The following is a 16,748-nucleotide window of genomic DNA, read 5'->3' as shown; positions in this document are numbered from 1 at the left end:
GCTTACTTACTGGCAGCCTTAACGCCGACGTCTGAGAGGTCTTCCTCGGCGAGAACCTTGCCGGAGGCAATTTCACGCAGAGCAGTAACGACTTCCTTATTCTTGCACTCCAAAAGCGGATCGTAGCCCTCGCGGAACTGTTTCACGCGCTTGATGGCCATCTGTACAATCATGAAACGATTGTTGACCTGCTCCAGGCAGTCTTCGACGGTGATGCGTGCCATGTATGTCTCCTTGTTATGGCCTTGCGTCCACTTCGCAAGGCACGGGATAAACTGGTTCAGGCTCCACTTCCGGCCTGCGTCAAGGCCGGAAGAAGCCCCTCCAAGTCAATCAGCATTCTGCCGTCCACGGGGTAGCACTGGCTACCGGAAGACGGACGAACCCAGCACTGGCCCACGGGGAGTGCCGGGTCGCGGAAAAAGGCAATGTTCAACTCAGCGCTGCCGGTTGTGGTGAGTGCCACATCCAGCGCCCGCGTCGCGGTGTCCGGCAACGGGGCGGGGCCAAGCTCATATTGCAGTGAAGTAAGACGCCAGAGCAGCATGTCAATACCTGCATGCTCTCTGTCGCCCATCTCGTTGACCCATCCGTCATCCCCACGCATAACGCCGTATTCCCGGCCCTCCTGCGTCAGGGAGACCTTGCTCACCGTACCGGGCAAAAACCCAAAAAGGCGGCGGTCAACAAGAGAAAAAGCATTTAAGTCTAATTTATGCAGCCCCGCTTGGTCAAGGAGGAAGGATGCGGGCTGTCTGGACGAGCGCGCAAGCAGGCGTCCGCCATTCATAATATAAATGCCAAGGTCATGCTCCGCGCCGCGTCCCTGCAAATGAATACGCAGGTCCGGCTGGGCATCATCCGGAAGCTTGACCTCGCGCGCAACATCGGCGGTCAGCGAGGAGAGGCGGTGCAGAAACAGCTCCAGAGCGCTCTCCTGAATGCCATCCCCGGCAAAACGCTGAGGCCGGACAAAGGCGTAGCCGTCGTCCGTGCGGCGGGCTTCCCATTCATCCCCGGCAAGGGGGCTGACCACCACCCGCTCAATGGCGTCCACGTCAAACACCAGCAGGCGGTTGTCATGGAACCACGACGCCGGGCGCAAAAACGCGTCCTCGGTCCACTGCGGAAAGGCGTAGGCGTCCGAGCCATGCTCAAGGAACACCCCCTCCGGCGTGGTGACCACATGGGCCGCGTGCGCGTCGTTGACGGATATAACCGCCACTGTCTCCGCCTTGTCATAGGGCAAGGCGTCCGCGCTCAGGCGCTCCTTCGGGCAGGAGCCAAAAAGCATATCAGTAAACGCCGCAACACGGCGCTCATCCGCAAGCAGGGACGTTTGAAGCTCGGGGGAACGCACCCACCATGTGCCGTGCTCGCGCACCAGCGTATAGCCCCCAGCGCGGCTGTGCAGGGCAATGCCCGTCACATCCTTACGCTGGACAGAAGGCCACGGATGGTCCTGATCCTCGGCCCGGAAGCCAACGCCCGGCCCCACAAGGAGCACGGTCAATGCCACCAGACCGGCAAAGAGCAGCAGCACCCATTTGTGCGCGCGTTTCACTCAACTCCCCCTCTCGCCGGATGCGGCGTTGAACTCTCCCCGCAGCCACTCCGGCAAAATCGGTCTTATTATGCCGCCATGTGGCAACTGTCAAGATAAATACACAGGCCTCATGAAGCAGTTTCCCATTGCGCCCCGGCCCGCCTTGTTTTATCCATTCCCAACCGAACTGGTCCGAAACCACCTACCGGCGGGCGTGCACGTCTGCCCGGAAACCTTATAAGGATATACAAGCATATGGCACGATGGGGCAAACTCACATACGCCCAAAAGCAATGTCTGGGCGCAACGGGCAAACTGATGCAGCAAACCGGGATGATTCAGCCCGGCTCGCGCATTGGCGTCGCGGTCTCCGGCGGCGTGGACAGCTGGGTGCTGATGAAGATTCTCACCATGCGCCAGCGCATCGTCCCCTTTCCCTTTGAACTCATGGCGCTGCACGTTAATCCCGGCTTCGACGCCACAAACCACGCCCCCCTCGTGGATTGGCTGCGGGAAAGCGGCGTCAGCGGACACATCGAGGTCACCGACCACGGCCCCCGCGCCCACTCGGACGAAAACAAAAAACGCTCCGCCTGCTTTTACTGCGCCATGCTGCGCCGCAAACGCCTGTTCGAGCTGTGCCGCGACTACAACCTGACGCACCTCGCCTTCGGCCACACCGCCGACGACCTCGCCGCCACTTTTTTCATGAATATTTTCAAAACAGGCAACGTCTACGGCCTGTCCATGGCGGAAGATTTTTTTGGCGGCCAGCTCAAAGTCATTCGTCCGCTTCTCTATATCGAAAAAAAGATCATCAAGAAAGCCGCGCGCGACTTCGGGCTTCCAGTATGGCAGAATCCTTGCCCTTCCGCCGGCAGCACCGAACGCAGCCGCACGCAGGACTGGATCGAAAAAACCTGCGGGCACGACCCAAAAATGAAGCGAAATGTTTTGAAGGCATTGCAGCGTTGGCAGCTTGACTTGACGCTGAAAAACCAATAGTTTTTAATTGATTACCTACGTATACCGGATTCAACCCAACATCACGAAATAACAGGATTCTTCCAGAAGCCATATGCTTTTTCGGAAATATCACATCGTCGTGTTCAAGGAAGACGAGGGCATCTCAAGCAAATTCCGCCTGCGCGGATGGATTGGGATGGCCCTTGCTGGTCTTGTTATCGCGCTTATCGCGTCCAATGTTTTTTTCTGGAACACCTTCGTCAGCTACAAGACGGCGGACCGGAATCTGGACGACGCGCAAAAGACCGTTCAGGAGCAGAAAACCCAGCTCCTCGCCCTTGCGACAAAGATCAAAACGCTGGAAAAGGACTTGCTGCGCATCCGCGACTTCGACTCCAAACTCCGCGTTATGATTAATCTGGACCAAGACCGCCGCATCAGCGATTCGCCCATCGGCGGGCCGGAATCCACGGATTTTGCCGACAGCTACCTGCCCATGCACCGACAGGAACTCCTCGCCCGTAAGATGCACAACTTCCTGCATCAGCTCAATACCGAAGCCCGCCTCGAAGAGGTGCGCCAGCAGGAACTGATGCACGTTATCCGCAGCAATCAGGACCTCTGGGCCGCAACCCCCAGCATCTGGCCCGTCCAAGGCTGGGTGTCTTCGCCCTTTGGCGCGCGTACCTCGCCCTTTACCGGCAAACGCGAGTTCCACAAAGGCCTCGACATCTCCGCGCCCAACGGCACGCCCATCTACGCCCCGGCCAAAGGTAACGTCATCTTCACCGGACGCGACGGCGGCTACGGCCTTAGTATGATGATCGACCACGGCTCCGGCATCAAGACCCGCTACGCACACCTGCACTCCATCGCCATCAAGCGCGGACAGAAGGTCACACGCGGCGAACTCATCGCCTACGTCGGCAACACCGGCCGAAGCACTGGACCACACCTCCACTATGAGGTTCGCCTCAACGGCGTGCCCGTCAACCCCATGCGCTACGTGCTCAACTAAACACCACGCGCAACACAAAGCACACCCAAACCGCCCTGCAGCACCACGCCGCAGGGCGGTTTTTCATCGGCGTTGGTTGATGAGGGCGGTCGGTGGTGAAGGCCAAAGGCTTAGGATGGCGATGCGAGGACTGAGGGCGGTGGCGATGCGCGGCGGAGTGCTGCCACACGGTTGCCATCGGCACGGCCGAGTCGTAACGCCGCATGCGAGACGGATGCTCCGCAGGTTTAAGGGCCTTGCCCTTAAAAATCCCAACGTGGGGAACGGTTTTTTTATCGCTTCGTTCACGCCGTGCCCTGCCCCACGGCCTGCGCCCATTGATCCCTACCCCCGTCTCTCCGTGCCACGCCCATCACACCCACCGCCCATCACGCCGACCGCCCCTCTTCTCCCCACCCCAATAACCTTCCCCTCTCCCCGCCAACGCTCCAATCCCACGCCACGATAGAGTCCGCCCTTTCCACAAGATACCGGTGCGTATGAACAGGATTTTTAAGGATGAAATCCTTAAACCACCGGAGGTCAAAAAGCACAGCGCAACCACCAACACCAAGCCAACCCGCCCCCCCCCCCTGCAACGCCACACGGTTGCCACCAGCACGGCCGGGTCGCTGCGCCGCATGCGAGACGTCTGCTCCGCAGGTTTAAGGGCCTTGCCCTTAAAAATCCCAACGTGGGGAAACGGTTTTTTTATCGCTTCGTTCACGCCGTGCCCTGCCCCACGACCTGCGCCCATTGATCCCTACCCCCCGTCTCTCCGTGCCACGCCCATCATGCCCACCGCCCCTCTTCTCCCCACCCCAAATAACCTTCCCCTCTCCCAGCCAACGCTCCAATCCCACGCCACGATAGAATCCGCCCTATCCACAGGACACCGGTGCGTATGAACAGGATTTTTAAGGATGAAATCCTTAAACCACCGGAGGTCAAAGAGCACGGCGCAACCACCAACACCAAGCCAACCCGCCCCCCTCCTGCAACGCCACACGGTTGCCACCAGCACGGCCGGGTCGTAACGCCGCATGCGAGACGGATGCTCCGCAGATTTAAGGGCCTTGCCCTGAAAAATCCCAACATAGGGGATGGTGATGGTTTGAAACAGAAGGAAGGGGGAGAGGTGGGGCTGAGGGCTAGTGAAGTGGTTGGTCTTGCTCTTGAAATCTGGATGCCCCCTTGCCGTGGCGCGTGATTCACCGTATGAAGAAGGAACCCCCTTCCATGCATCACGCTGGTCGACACGACGCAACCGGGAGCACGCGCCAGTGAAGCATCCGAGCATTGCCTACCTTGTCACGGAAGACTGGTATTTCTGGAAGCACCGCGCCCCACTTGCCCGCGCCGCGCAGGCGGCGGGGTATGACGTGCATGTCATTGCTGCACCGGGCGCGCATGTGGATGCCATCCGCGAGGCCGGTTTCACGTACCACCCGCTGTCGCTCCACCGGCGCAGCACCAACCCACTGCGCCAGCTCACGTCCATCCGCGCGCTGACGGCGCTGTACCGCGACATCAACCCGACGCTTGTGCACCACGTGGCGTTAAAGCCCATCCTTCTTGGGTCTGCTGCCGCCCAGCGCGCTGGGGTGCGGCATGTGGTGAATGCTGTGACCGGCCTTGGATACGTGTTCACGCGCGGCGGGCTGAAACGCAGTGCACTGCGCCTGTGCGTGTCGCGCTGGCTCCGCACCAGCCTGCACCCGGCAGACACCCGTGTCATCTTCCAAAACCCGGATGACATGGGCCTTTTTATTGCTGAGGGGCTTGCGCGACAGGAGCAGTCCACGCTCATTCCGGGGTCTGGTGTGGATACCTCACGCTTTGCGCCAACGCCGGAGCCTGACGGTGCACCTGTTATCTTGTTTGCGGCGCGCATGCTGTGGGACAAGGGCGCGGGTGAGCTTGTGAAGGCGGCGCGACTGCTGCGGCTGCTGAAATTGCCATTTCGTATTGTGCTGGCGGGGCGGCCTGACGAGGACAACCCCGCGTCCATTTCCCAGCACACTCTGCGGGAATGGGCCAGCCAGCCGGATATTGAGTGGCAGGGCTACGTAGAGGATATGCCTGCCCTGCTTGCTCAATCCCACATCGCCTGCCTGCCGACCACGTACCGCGAGGGCGTGCCGCTGTCGCTGCTGGAGGCCGCCTCTGCCGCGCGGCCTATTGTAACGACGGATGCCCCAGGCTGCCGGGATATTGTCCACCACAATGTGAATGGCTTCCTTGTGCCGCCGCACGATGTGGAATCGCTGACTGACGCGCTGGTCCGGCTTGTGACGTCCAAGCGCTTGCGCGAGCAGATGGGGCTGGCGGGGCGCGAGCGTGTGCTTGATGGATTTTCCGTGGAGGCCGTCACCCGCCGCACACTGGCCCTGTATGAAGAAATGCTCGCAGGCGAGCACGAACGGAGCGTGGCATGACCCCGGCGCCGCGTGGGATTGTATGCGTAACCGGAGCCAATGGGTTCATCGGCCGCGCCACAGTGGGCCGCCTGCTGGACGCCGGCTACCGGGTGCGCGGCATCGTCCGGCGTCCACTGCCGCCTGTTGCGCCAACGGCGCCTGCTGACAAATATGAACAGACCGAAGTGCCGGATGTTGGTCCGGAAACGGACTGGAGCGCGGCCCTCAGCGGCGCGGACGCCGTCATCCACCTTGCCGCGCGCGTCCATAGAATGGATGAGAGCGGCGACGCGGCGGAGGACGCCTTTGCACGGGTCAATGCCAGCGGCACGGGGCGGCTGGCGGCGCAGGCGGCGGAGCATGGAGTGCGCCGCATGGTTTTCATGAGCACGGTAAAAGTGCTGGGTGAGGGCGGACCGCGCGTCTATACGGACAATGACCAGCCAAACCCGCAGGACGCCTACGCCCGCTCCAAACACGACGGCGAAATGCTGCTGATGGACACGGCGCAGGGGACAAAACTCAGCGCCATCATCCTGCGCCCGCCGCTGGTGTACGGCCCCGGCGTTGGGGCAAACTTTTTACGGCTGATGAAGGGCATTGAACGCGGCATCCCGTTCCCCTTTGGTTCCGTGGACAACCAGCGCAGCCTTATCTACGTCCACAACCTTGCCGACGCGCTTGTGGCCAGCCTTGGGCCGTCGCAGGGGACGGGGACGGCGTACCTTGTCAGCGACGGGCTGTCCTTTTCCACGCCGCACCTTATCCGCGCCATTGCGGATGCCCTGAATACGCGCGCCTACCTGACGCGTATGCCGCCATTCCTGCTGCGCGCCCTCGCACGGTTGGTGGGCAAGGGGGCGACCATGGACCGCCTCATCGGCTCCCTGACGGTAGACTCTTCACGATTCTGCAACGACTTCCAGTGGTCGCCGCCCTTCTCGCCGCAGGAGGGGCTGACGGCCACCGCCGCATGGTACGCGGCGCACACCACCCGCGCGGGAGGGGCTGGGCATGGCGTATAAAGTGGCGCTGTGCGCCGTTGCCGCCCTTATGTCCTTTGCCCTCACGGGCTGGTTTCGGCGCGCGGCCCTGCGCCGCAATATTGTGGACATCCCCAACGGCAGAAGCTCTCACACCACGCCAACCCCGCGCGGCGGCGGACTGGCCTTCATTGTTGCCTTCGCCGCGGCTCTCACCATGGACGCCGCACTTGGCGGGGTCCTCTCCACCCAGTCCTTGCGCCTGTCGTTGGCGGTGCTTGCGCCGCTGGTCCTGCTGGGCTGGCTGGACGACACACGCGGACTGTCCGCCACCGTGCGCCTGCCCGTGCACATCGCTGTGGCGGCGCTGGCGTGCATCGCCCTTGGCCCCATGCCCCTGCCCCTTCTCCCTCAGGAAGGGATATGGAACGCTGGTGCATGGGCGGTGAGCATCCTCGCGGTCACTGCGCTTATCAATTTCTATAACTTCATGGACGGCATGGACGCCCTTGTGGCGGGGACAAGCGCGGTGTTCTTCACCTTTTGCGCCGTCAGCATGAACCAGCCCGCATGGATTCTGCTTGCCGCGGCGGTGGTGGGATTTCTGCCGTGGAACCTGCCGCCCGCGAAAATTTTCATGGGCGATGCGGCCAGCACCTTTCTTGGCGGGTCGGTGGCGCTTGCCCTGCTGCACGCGCCATCCCCGCACGCCACGGCGGGCATGATTGCCGTCACGCTACCCATAACATGTGATGCCGCCTACACCATCTCCCGCCGCGTGCTGCGGCGGGAGAATATTTTCCGCGCCCACCGCTCCCACGTGTACCAGCGCCTGCATAGCGACGCGGGTTGGTCGCATGGGCGCGTTAGCCTTGCCTACGCCGTGGGCAGCATTGCGGCCGCCTTCGCTGTAACCATATGGCCGAAATTCGGCCCCCTGTGGTGCCTTGGCGGCGCGGCCCTACTCATCGCCCTTGCCGAAGCACGCATCCGCGCGCAGAAGTTGAAAATCCGATAACACCCTTTCCCATCTTTCTGATATACAAGGAGCATAGGCCTGCGTTCCGCGCCGTGGTGCCCCCGCACCATGCCGCGACAAGCGCCGCCCGCACGGACACAGCGCGAAAGCACCGCAAGAGAGACAGCACACGACCACACCAGCCAGAGAGGTGACGGCTCCGTGATTCAGCAGCTCCGGTCCATCAACTTCTACATCCTGATTCTTCTGGATGCCGCCCTTGTGCTTGCGGCGCACGCCCTTGCGTACCTGACGCGGTTCGAATTCGCCGTACCCGCCGTGCATCTGGAGCAGTTCACGTCGGTTCTGCCCGTGCTGGTGCCGCTGAAGATTGCCTGCTTTTTGTACTTTGACCTCTACAAAGGCATGTGGCGCTACACCAGCCTGCCGGAGCTTGTGGACATTGCGCGGGCGACCACCGTGTCCACGGTGCTGCTCCTCGCCTACATCGTGTTTTTCCGAAATTTCCAAGGCTTCTCGCGTTCGGTCTTTATTCTGGACTGGGTGTACACCATGGCTTTTGTGGCCGGGGTGCGCATCGGCATCCGCATGGTTTACGGCACAGGCTTTGTGACCCTGTCGCGGGTACTGCTGCCGCGTCCGGGGCAGAATCCCGAGCAGACAACCTGCGTCCTGCTGGGTGCGGGCAAAGCCGGGGAAACCCTGCTGCGCGAGAGCCAGTCCAACCGCGCATCGGACCTGCGCATTGTCGCCATCTTTGACGATGACAGGAGCATGCACGGGCACTCCATCCACGGCGTGCCCGTTGTGGGCGGGCTTGACGCCCTGCCGGAGTGGAAGCGCATTGAAAAGTTTGGCGTGACCGACGCGCTCATCGCCCTGCCCGATGCCTCGGGCGAAGAAATACGCCACCTGATGACGCTGTGCGAGCGCGCAGACCTCGCCTGCCGCCGCATCCCGTCGCTGACGGACATCGCGGGCGGCCGCGTTTCCATCAAGGACCTGCGCGACGTCGACTACAAAGACCTGCTGGGCCGTCAGCCCGTCTCGCTGGATGACCGCAAAATTGCGGGCTACCTACGCGGCAAGGTGGTGCTGGTCACGGGCGCGGGCGGTTCCATAGGGTCCGAGCTCTGCCGCCAGATACTCGCCTACGGCCCAAAACGCCTGCTCCTGCTCGATGCCAGCGAATACGCCCTCTACACCATCCAGATGGAGCTGGAGCACGAGCGCGATTTCCACGACTACGAAACCCTGCTGGGCAGCCTGTGCGACGAGGCGTGGGTGAAGCACATCATCACAGCGCACAGCCCGGACGTTATCTTCCACGCCGCGGCGTACAAGCATGTGCCGCTTCTGGAGGCCAACCCCTGGCAGGCAGTGTACAACAACATCCTTGCCACCAATGCCCTTGTGTCCACGGCGGTCAAACGCGGCGTGCCGCGTCTGCTCATCGTCAGCACGGACAAGGCGGTACGCCCCACCAACGTCATGGGCGCGTCCAAGCGCGTGACGGAAAAAATCATGCAGGCGCACTGCGGCAATGGCACGGCCATGATGGCGGTGCGCTTTGGCAACGTGCTGGGGTCCACCGGCTCGGTTATTCCGCTGTTCCGGCGGCAAATCGAACACGGTGGTCCCGTTACGGTGACGCACCCCGACGTAGTGCGCTATTTTATGACCATTGAGGAAGCCTGCCAGCTTATCCTGCAGGCGGGCAGTATGGGGGAAGGCGGGGAACTGTTTGTGCTGAACATGGGGCGGCCCGTACGCATAGCGGACATGGCGGCGGACCTTATCCGCCTGTCCGGGCGCGAACCCGGAACGGACATCGAACTGCGCTACATCGGCCTGCGCCCCGGAGAAAAGCTCTACGAGGAGCTTATCACCGAGGATGAAGGCGTTGTCCCCACGCAGCATGACAAGATAATGGTCCTTCGCGGCCAAACCTGCGACGTGCTCACCCTCACCCGCCACCTTGAGGAATTGCGCGAGGCTGCGGACTCGCGCAACCCGGAGCGAATCCGCCAAAAACTTGGCCATCTGGTGCCCGAATACCACCCGGAGAAGGCTGGCTAACGCCGCCGGATAAGCAACCACGCGGCGTCTCAACTGCGCCCCGGAAACTGGCGCGAGTCTTGCTTATCCAGCCGCATGGACATCTTCAACTTCGACCCCGCGACATTTTTCAGCTTTCTTCTGACCCTGTTCCGGGTCAGTCTTATTCTCTTTGTCCTGCCGTTTTTTGGCGGCAACTCGGTGCCGACCACGGTCAAGGCGGCGTTGTGCCTTGTCCTGAGTTACGCCGTGTGGCCCGCGCTGTCGTTTACGGGCGTGATGTTTCCGCGTCATCCCTTCGACATTGCGCTGATGATTTTTGGCGAGCTGCTCATTGGCCTTGTGCTGATGCTGGTTGTGCGCTTTCTGTTTGCCGCCGTGCAGATGGGCGGCCAGATTATCGGCTTCCAGATGGGCTTTGCCATGATCAACATCGTCGACCCGCTGACGGGTAGCTCCGTAGTCATCACCTCGCACTTTCTGTACATGACCACCCTGCTCACCTTCCTGAGCCTGAACGGCCACCTGTATTTGATTCAGGGACTGGCCGACAGCTTTGCCATCATCCCGCCCGGAGGCCTGCTCATTACGCCGGAACTCGGCGAAGGCCTCATGAAGCTGGCGGGAAGCATCTTTACCCTTGCCGTCCGCATTGCCGCGCCGGTCATGGCCGCCCTGTTCATGGTGGACCTTGCCCTTGCCCTCATTGGCCGCGCTGCGCCGCAGATGCACGTGCTCATCCTCGGTTTTCCCATCAAGATTGCTGTTGGGTTCTTCTTCCTCGGCATCCTGTTCACCTATCTGGCGCAGCACGTTTCAACGTTCATCGCCGGTATGGGGCCCATGTTCCACCACCTGCTGCGCACCATGGCCGGCTAGCCGCGCCGCGCAAAGCACACAGGACCATACGAAATGGCAAAAGATCCGAGTAAAACAGAAGAGGCGACACAAAAACGAAAAAACAAGGCCAGAGAAGAAGGCAATGTCGCAAAGAGCCAGGAGCTCAGCAAAGCGACAATCCTTCTGGCTGGCCTTGTGGGCATGTACTTCTATATTGACGTCATCGAAAAAGAACTGATGTCCGTCTTCACATGGTTCTGCGGCGAGGGGCTGAGCTTTCAAATCACTGAGCAAAGCGTGTATTCGCTGTTCGTGGACATGTCACAACGCCTTGCCCTCATGCTGCTGCCCACATTTGCCATCCTCGCCGTGGTAGCCTTTGCCACCATGCGCATGCAGGTAGGCCGTCTGTGGACCACCAAAGTTTTCATTCCCAAGCCTGAGAAGACATTCAACCTTGCCTCGGGCCTCAAGCGAATCTTTGCCGACCCCAAGGTGCTGGTACGCCTCTTCAAAAGCATCATGCAGGCGCTGGCCATTGGCATTGCGCCCTACATCGTGCTGAAGACGGAGCTGACACACCTTGCGCCGCTGTTCTTCTCCAACGCGCAGGGCGTGGCCAGCTACATCCTGTCCATCGGCCTCAAGATGTGCATCTACGCCCTTATTCCCATGCTCATCATCGGCATTGCCGACACGTGGTACACATTCTGGGATTACAAAGAGAACCTCAAGATGAGCAAGCACGAGGTCAAGGACGAGCGCAAACAGGCCGAAGGCGACCCGCTGGTCAAACAGCAGCAGCGCGAGAAGATGATGAAGTCCATGGCCAGCCGCATGCTCCAGCAGGTGCCGGAGGCGGACGTGGTCATCACCAACCCCACGCACATCGCCATCGCCCTCAAATACGACGCTATGGAAGCCCCCGCGCCGCTGGTTCTGGCCAAAGGCGTGGACCACATGGCGGAAAAGATCAAAGAAGTCGCCCGGGAAAATAACATTCCCATCCGCGAAAACAAGCCGCTGGCACGGGCTTTGTATAAATCAGTGGAAGTTGGGGACGTCATCCCCGAGGAAATGTACCAGGCAGTGGCCTCAATACTGGCCCAGATATTCAAGAACCGCCCCCGCTAGCCTGAAAAACGCTTGAGATAGGATGTCAATTTTATGGCGAATCAGTCCTCTATCATGAACCTTGATTACCAACGCTTTGCCAAGCAAGGTGATGTCCTGCTGGCCCTTGGCGTCGTAATCATTCTGTTCACGATGCTCATCCCGCTGCCCACGATCTTTCTGGACATGATGTTGACGTGCTCCATCTCGCTCAGCCTTGTGGTGCTCATCACCACCATGTTCATGAAATCCCCGCTGGAATTCTCCATCTTCCCCTCGCTTCTGCTCGTGGCTACGCTGCTTCGCCTTGCGCTCAACGTTGCCTCCACCAGACTCATCCTGCTCAATGGCGACCAAGGGCCAGGCGCAGCGGGACGGGTTATTGAAGCGTTTGGTCAATTCGTTGTCGGCGGCAACTTTGTGATCGGCATCGTCATCTTCCTCATCCTGTTCGCGCTGAACAAAATGGTTATCGTCGACGGCACCACCCGTATTGCCGAAGTGGCCGCACGCTTTACCCTCGACTCGCTGCCCGGTAAGCAGATGGCCATTGAAGCCGACCTCAACGCCGGCCTCTTGTCCGAGGAAGAAGCCACCCAGCGCCGCGACGCCCTGCGAAAGGAAGCCGACTTCTACGGCGCCATGGACGGTGCGGGCAAGTTTGTCAGCGGTGACGTGAAGGCCGGTATCCTTATCACCATCATCAATATCATCGGCGGCATCTTCATCGGCATGGTCCAGCAGGACATGAGTTGGAGCGAGGCCGCACAGACCTATACCCTGCTGACCATTGGTGACGGCCTGGTCTCCACCATTCCGTCGCTTATCATCTCCACCAGTTCGGGCATCATCGTGTCCCGCGCGGCGGCGGAAGCCAAGATGGGCGAGGAGTTCATCGGCCAGCTGACCTTCCACTCCCGCGCGCTCAAGCTGACCAGCTGCATTCTGGTCATCTTCGGCCTGATTCCCGGCATGCCGACCTTTGCCTTCCTGCTGCTGGCGAGCGTACTGTTCGTGGTCTCCATCCTGTCCAGCCGCTTCCATCAGGCTGTGGAGGATGCGGGCGGCCCGGCGGCCAAGGGCAAGGGCACAGCCGCGCAGACCGGCGAGCTGGAAACCCCCGAGGAAGTCCAGAGCCTGCTGCCCCTCGACGCACTGGAGCTGGAAGTGGGCTACGGCCTCATCCCGCTGGTGGACGAGGACCAAAACGGCAACCTGCTGGCGCGCATCCGCTCTATCCGCCGACAGTTCGCACTGGACATGGGCGTGGTTATCCCGTCCCTGCACCTGCGCGACAACCTGCAGTTGAAGCCCGGCCAGTACTCCGTGCTCATCAAGGGCAACCAGGTCGCCACCGGCGAAATCATGATCGACCACTATCTGGCCATGGACCCCGGCGACGCCAAGCACAGGATTCAGGGCATCGAAACGCAGGAGCCGGCATTCAACCTGCCCGCACTGTGGATTCCCGAAAAGCAGAAGGAAGAGGCCATGCTCGCGGGCTACACCGTTGTGGACCCGTCCACCGTCATCGCCACGCATTTGACGGAAGTGTTCCGCCGCAACCTGCACGAGTTCCTCGGCAGGCAGGAGACGCAGGCCCTTCTGGACAACCTGTCCAAGCGCGCCCCCAAGGCCGTGGAAGACCTCGTGCCCGGCACGCTGCCCCTCGGCACAGTACAGAAGGTACTGCAGAACCTCGTGCGCGAAAATGTCTCCGTCCGCGACATCCTGACCGTGGCGGAAACCCTGACCGACTACGGTACGGGCATCAAGGATCCCGACCAGTTGACGGAATACATCCGCTCCAAGATGGGCCGCACCATCATCAAGCCCTACTTGGACAGTGGCGGCACGCTGCCCATCATCACGCTGTCGCACAACGTGGAGCGCGCCTTCCAGGACGGCCTGCGCCAGTCCGAGCAGGGCACCTTCCTCGCTATGGAGCCGGGCCTTGCCCAGCAGATTATACAAAACATCAATGAGGCGGCGGAACGCGCCGTCGCCACGGATGGACAACCTGTCCTCCTCACGACACCGGTAACTCGCTCACACCTCGCACAGCTTCTGGTCCGGTTCATTCCGAACCTCCCTGTTATCTCTCAAGCTGAAATTCCCGCAGATGTGAAACTCGTAACTCTTGCAAACGTGGACATTGACTATGCAGGTTAAGACATTCAGAGGCAGAAGTTCTTTCGAGGCGCTCCAGCAGGTCAAACAGGTGCTTGGAGACGACGCCGTCATTCTCGGCACGCAAAACGTCAGCGAAGGCGAAAAGACGTGGTGCGAGGTCACCGCCGCCACGGACCATGCCGCCCCGGAAAAGCCCGCAACCGGAGATGATCCGCAGACTGGTAGCGCGCCGGGCTGGAACGAGTGGCACCGCGAATGGGACCTCATCAAGTCGCACATGATGGCGCTCATCAAACCGCAGCTTGATATGTCCATGCTGGCGCCGCGTCAGCGTCAGGCGCTGGAGCTGCTGGAACGCGAAGGCGTGGCCGAAGGCGTGAGCCTTGCCCTGTACGACACGCTCCGCGGCGACAGGGAAAGCTCCATCCTTGGCGCACTGGGCCGCATTGTCCGGCCCCACGCGTGGAATTGGAAGAATTGGCGGCAGAAGCTGCACGTGCTGGCAGGCCCGAGCGGATGCGGAAAAAGCACAACCCTCTTGCGTATGGCGCTTGCATGTCATACCAAACGTCCGGACAGCCGCATCTGCATTGTGAACCTTGACGCCTCCGGCGGAAAGGCGCGGCAGTACCTGAAGTACTTTGCGGAACTCTCCGGTATGGCCTACAAGGACATCCGAAACGCCCGCGAGATGCTGGACCTTGTTAAGGACGGCCAGAAATTTGACAGGATTTTCGTCGACATGCCCGCCATGTCGGGGAAAACCACACTGAATAGGTACCTCCAGCTTATTGGCCTTGGCGAATGCGACGACATGGCCGTACATCTGGTGCTGTCGCCGCACTACGCGCCCGCCCAACTGGAGCTGTTTACCCGCAAGTACGCCTCGTCCAAATGCGCATCGGTTATCTGGACGAAGCTTGACGAAGCCTGTAACTTCGGGGCTGTGGTCAACACGGCCCACGCTACGGGACTGCCCGTGGCAGCCCTTTCAATCGGGTCCGGATTGCGTGGCACCCTCGTGCCCGCAGACACTGGCATGCTGTGGAGACTGATATTCAAGCGCCAGCTCCCCGAAAGCCCTCTCGAGGAAAAACGTGGCAACTACGCTCAGTAAAGACAAGACTCGCCCCTCGGCAGACAGCGGAACCGGTTTTCCGCACGTCATCTCCATCACGTCCGGCAAGGGCGGCGTGGGCAAGACCAACGTCAGCGCCAACCTCGCCTACCTGCTTGCCTCCATGGGCAAGCGCGTGGTGCTGCTTGACGCGGACCTCGGCCTCGCCAATGTGGACGTTATGCTCGGCCTCGCACCGCAGAAGAACCTTTTTCACCTCTTCCACGAAAATGCGGGCCTGAGCGACATCCTCTATCCCACGCCCTTTGGGTTCACCATCCTTCCCGCCTCGTCCGGCGTGTCGGACATGATGGACCTTGATACGGGACAAAAGCTGGAACTTCTTGAGTCGATGGATATACTGGAAAATGACATCGACTACCTGCTTGTGGACACAGGAGCGGGAATCAACGACAATGTCTTGTATTTCAACCTTGCGGTGCAGGAACGCATTCTCGTCCTCACCCCGGAGCCGACGTCCCTTACGGACGCCTACGCGCTCATCAAGGTGCTCAAGGCGCAACACGGCATCGAACGCTTCCGCGTGGTCGTGAACATGGCCAAGAACATGGCCGCCGCCAAGGAGATATACCTCAAGCTCCACACGGCGTGTGACCAGTTCCTCTCGGGGGTTTCCCTCGATCTCTTGGGCGTGCTTCCTTATGACCAGTCGGTGCGCTCGTCCGTCATCAAGCAGCAGCCGTTTGCGCAGGCGTTTCCGGACAGCCCCGCGAGCCAGGCCCTCGCGGGGGTCGCACGCAGAATCAATGCTTGGAAGGCACCCACACAACTCGATGGAAACATTAAGTTCTTCTGGAAAAAACTCCTCTTCCAAGAATGAGCCTTGGAAGCTGCTGGAATCCGGCGAAGTGCGCTGGGATGATTTCTCCGCCTACGAGCGAGAGCTCATCGTCCGCCACTACGCGCCCAAGATTAAGATTCTGGCACTCCGGCTCAAAGGGAAGCTGCCGCAGCAGGTCGACCTGAACGAACTGCTTTCCGCAGGTACGCTTGGGCTTATTGAGTGCTTGGGCAAGTTTAAGCCCGAGCTCAACATTAAGTTCGAGACCTACGCGGAAAATCGTATCAAGGGCGCCATGCTTGATGAACTGCGTCGTATGGACTGGTTCTCCCGCGGTTTGCGCCAGCGCGTCCGCACACTGGAAGAAGCCATCCGCAAAGTGGAAAGCAGAACAGGACGCAAAGCCAGCAAAGCGGAGCTTCGGGAAGAGACGGGACTGTCGGAGAAGGAAGTGGAGGCAGGCCTTGGTGCCTTGCAGAATCAGTTGTGCCTTAGCCTTGATGCCATTCAGGACCACTTTTCGCCGGACCAGAACGCGCACCATGATAACGAGCCATACAAATCAACTGCCCTGCAGGACATCATTGACAAGATTGCCAGTCTCATCGACGAGTTGACGATGCGAGAGAAACTGGTATTATCCCTCTACTACACTGAAGAATTGAATATGCGAGAAACGGCGGAGGTTATGGGAATAACCGAAGGCCGCGTTTCGCAGCTTCATTCACAGGCACTCAAAAAACTGAAAAAGAAATTCCGCGCCTCTTATGGGCAGGAATAAAACCTAGCACGGG

14 protein-coding genes are annotated in these 16,748 nt (G+C 60.4%); 12 read left to right on the top strand and 2 right to left on the bottom strand.

The window, feature by feature from the left end:
• Window positions 1-2: 2 nt before the first annotated feature.
• Both rpoZ and ACI3L3_RS08305 read right to left on the bottom strand, forming a co-directional pair.
• Window positions 3-224, bottom strand: a complete 222-nt coding sequence (rpoZ, locus tag ACI3L3_RS08310; RefSeq protein ID WP_404844646.1) for a DNA-directed RNA polymerase subunit omega — start codon at window positions 222-224, stop codon at window positions 3-5.
• 56 nt (window positions 225-280) lie between these two features.
• Window positions 281-1,564 (bottom strand): hypothetical protein, encoded by a 1,284-nt coding sequence (locus ACI3L3_RS08305; RefSeq protein ID WP_404844645.1) that lies wholly within the window; start codon window positions 1,562-1,564, stop codon window positions 281-283.
• A 237-nt stretch (window positions 1,565-1,801) separates the two neighbouring features.
• On the opposite strand from ACI3L3_RS08305, the gene ACI3L3_RS08300 reads away from it, so the two are divergent.
• The 12 genes from ACI3L3_RS08300 to ACI3L3_RS08245 all read left to right on the top strand — a co-directional run bounded on the left by ACI3L3_RS08300 (window position 1,802) and on the right by ACI3L3_RS08245 (window position 16,735).
• The gene (locus ACI3L3_RS08300; RefSeq protein WP_404844644.1) at window positions 1,802-2,551 is read left to right on the top strand and encodes an ATP-binding protein; all 750 of its coding nucleotides are present in this window, start codon (window positions 1,802-1,804) and stop codon (window positions 2,549-2,551) included.
• Window positions 2,552-2,624: 73 nt separating this feature from the next.
• Window positions 2,625-3,530 (top strand): M23 family metallopeptidase, encoded by a 906-nt coding sequence (locus ACI3L3_RS08295; RefSeq protein ID WP_404844643.1) that lies wholly within the window; start codon window positions 2,625-2,627, stop codon window positions 3,528-3,530.
• A gap of 1,262 nt (window positions 3,531-4,792) precedes the next feature.
• The gene (locus ACI3L3_RS08290; protein WP_404844642.1) at window positions 4,793-5,947 is read left to right on the top strand and encodes a glycosyltransferase family 4 protein; all 1,155 of its coding nucleotides are present in this window, start codon (window positions 4,793-4,795) and stop codon (window positions 5,945-5,947) included.
• Window positions 5,944-6,954, top strand: coding sequence for an NAD-dependent epimerase/dehydratase family protein (locus ACI3L3_RS08285; protein ID WP_404844641.1), 1,011 nt, complete (start codon window positions 5,944-5,946; stop codon window positions 6,952-6,954). Before ACI3L3_RS08290 ends, ACI3L3_RS08285 begins: the two co-directional genes overlap by 4 nt.
• Entirely contained in the window at window positions 6,944-7,930 is a 987-nt protein-coding gene (locus ACI3L3_RS08280; RefSeq protein ID WP_404844640.1) for an MraY family glycosyltransferase, read from the top strand. Before ACI3L3_RS08285 ends, ACI3L3_RS08280 begins: the two co-directional genes overlap by 11 nt.
• A 162-nt stretch (window positions 7,931-8,092) precedes the next feature.
• Window positions 8,093-9,970: a polysaccharide biosynthesis protein gene (locus ACI3L3_RS08275; protein ID WP_404844639.1), complete on the top strand. Its 1,878-nt coding sequence runs from the start codon at window positions 8,093-8,095 to the stop codon at window positions 9,968-9,970.
• A 75-nt stretch (window positions 9,971-10,045) separates the two neighbouring features.
• The gene (gene fliR / locus ACI3L3_RS08270) at window positions 10,046-10,828 is read left to right on the top strand and encodes a flagellar biosynthetic protein FliR (protein ID WP_404844638.1); all 783 of its coding nucleotides are present in this window, start codon (window positions 10,046-10,048) and stop codon (window positions 10,826-10,828) included.
• A gap of 33 nt (window positions 10,829-10,861) precedes the next feature.
• Complete coding sequence (flhB, locus tag ACI3L3_RS08265) at window positions 10,862-11,923, top strand: flagellar biosynthesis protein FlhB (protein WP_404844637.1); 1,062 nt, start codon at window positions 10,862-10,864, stop codon at window positions 11,921-11,923.
• Between the two features lie 33 nt (window positions 11,924-11,956).
• Window positions 11,957-14,074 carry a flagellar biosynthesis protein FlhA gene (gene flhA / locus ACI3L3_RS08260; RefSeq protein ID WP_404844636.1) on the top strand — a complete coding sequence of 706 codons (2,118 nt, stop codon included), beginning with the start codon at window positions 11,957-11,959 and terminating at the stop codon, window positions 14,072-14,074.
• On the top strand, window positions 14,064-15,152 hold the full coding sequence (locus ACI3L3_RS08255; RefSeq protein WP_404844635.1) for a flagellar biosynthesis protein FlhF: 1,089 nt from the start codon (window positions 14,064-14,066) through the stop codon (window positions 15,150-15,152). The genes flhA and ACI3L3_RS08255 overlap by 11 nt, the downstream gene beginning before the upstream one ends.
• A complete protein-coding gene (locus ACI3L3_RS08250; RefSeq protein WP_404844634.1) occupies window positions 15,133-15,993 on the top strand; it encodes a MinD/ParA family protein in 861 nt (286 codons plus the stop codon). Before ACI3L3_RS08255 ends, ACI3L3_RS08250 begins: the two co-directional genes overlap by 20 nt.
• Complete coding sequence (locus tag ACI3L3_RS08245; protein ID WP_404844633.1) at window positions 15,947-16,735, top strand: FliA/WhiG family RNA polymerase sigma factor; 789 nt, start codon at window positions 15,947-15,949, stop codon at window positions 16,733-16,735. Before ACI3L3_RS08250 ends, ACI3L3_RS08245 begins: the two co-directional genes overlap by 47 nt.
• The last annotated feature ends 13 nt before the right edge of the window (window positions 16,736-16,748 follow it).

Origin of the sequence: Desulfobaculum sp. SPO524 (genome assembly GCF_044987625.1) — a bacterium.
Lineage (GTDB): Bacteria > Desulfobacterota > Desulfovibrionia > Desulfovibrionales > Desulfovibrionaceae > Desulfobaculum.
This window is presented reverse-complemented; position numbering and strand designations above follow the sequence as displayed.

Coding starts and splice junctions, on each gene's coding strand:
- ACI3L3_RS08285 (WP_404844641.1), top strand. CDS start 5,944: ATGACCCCGGCGCCGCGTGGGATTGTATGCGTAACCGGAGCCAATGGG.
- flhA (WP_404844636.1), top strand. CDS start 11,957: ATGGCGAATCAGTCCTCTATCATGAACCTTGATTACCAACGCTTTGCC.
- flhB (WP_404844637.1), top strand. CDS start 10,862: ATGGCAAAAGATCCGAGTAAAACAGAAGAGGCGACACAAAAACGAAAA.
- ACI3L3_RS08280 (WP_404844640.1), top strand. CDS start 6,944: ATGGCGTATAAAGTGGCGCTGTGCGCCGTTGCCGCCCTTATGTCCTTT.
- fliR (WP_404844638.1), top strand. CDS start 10,046: ATGGACATCTTCAACTTCGACCCCGCGACATTTTTCAGCTTTCTTCTG.
- ACI3L3_RS08295 (WP_404844643.1), top strand. CDS start 2,625: ATGCTTTTTCGGAAATATCACATCGTCGTGTTCAAGGAAGACGAGGGC.
- ACI3L3_RS08245 (WP_404844633.1), top strand. CDS start 15,947: ATGGAAACATTAAGTTCTTCTGGAAAAAACTCCTCTTCCAAGAATGAG.
- rpoZ (WP_404844646.1), bottom strand. CDS start 224: ATGGCACGCATCACCGTCGAAGACTGCCTGGAGCAGGTCAACAATCGT.
- ACI3L3_RS08300 (WP_404844644.1), top strand. CDS start 1,802: ATGGCACGATGGGGCAAACTCACATACGCCCAAAAGCAATGTCTGGGC.
- ACI3L3_RS08255 (WP_404844635.1), top strand. CDS start 14,064: ATGCAGGTTAAGACATTCAGAGGCAGAAGTTCTTTCGAGGCGCTCCAG.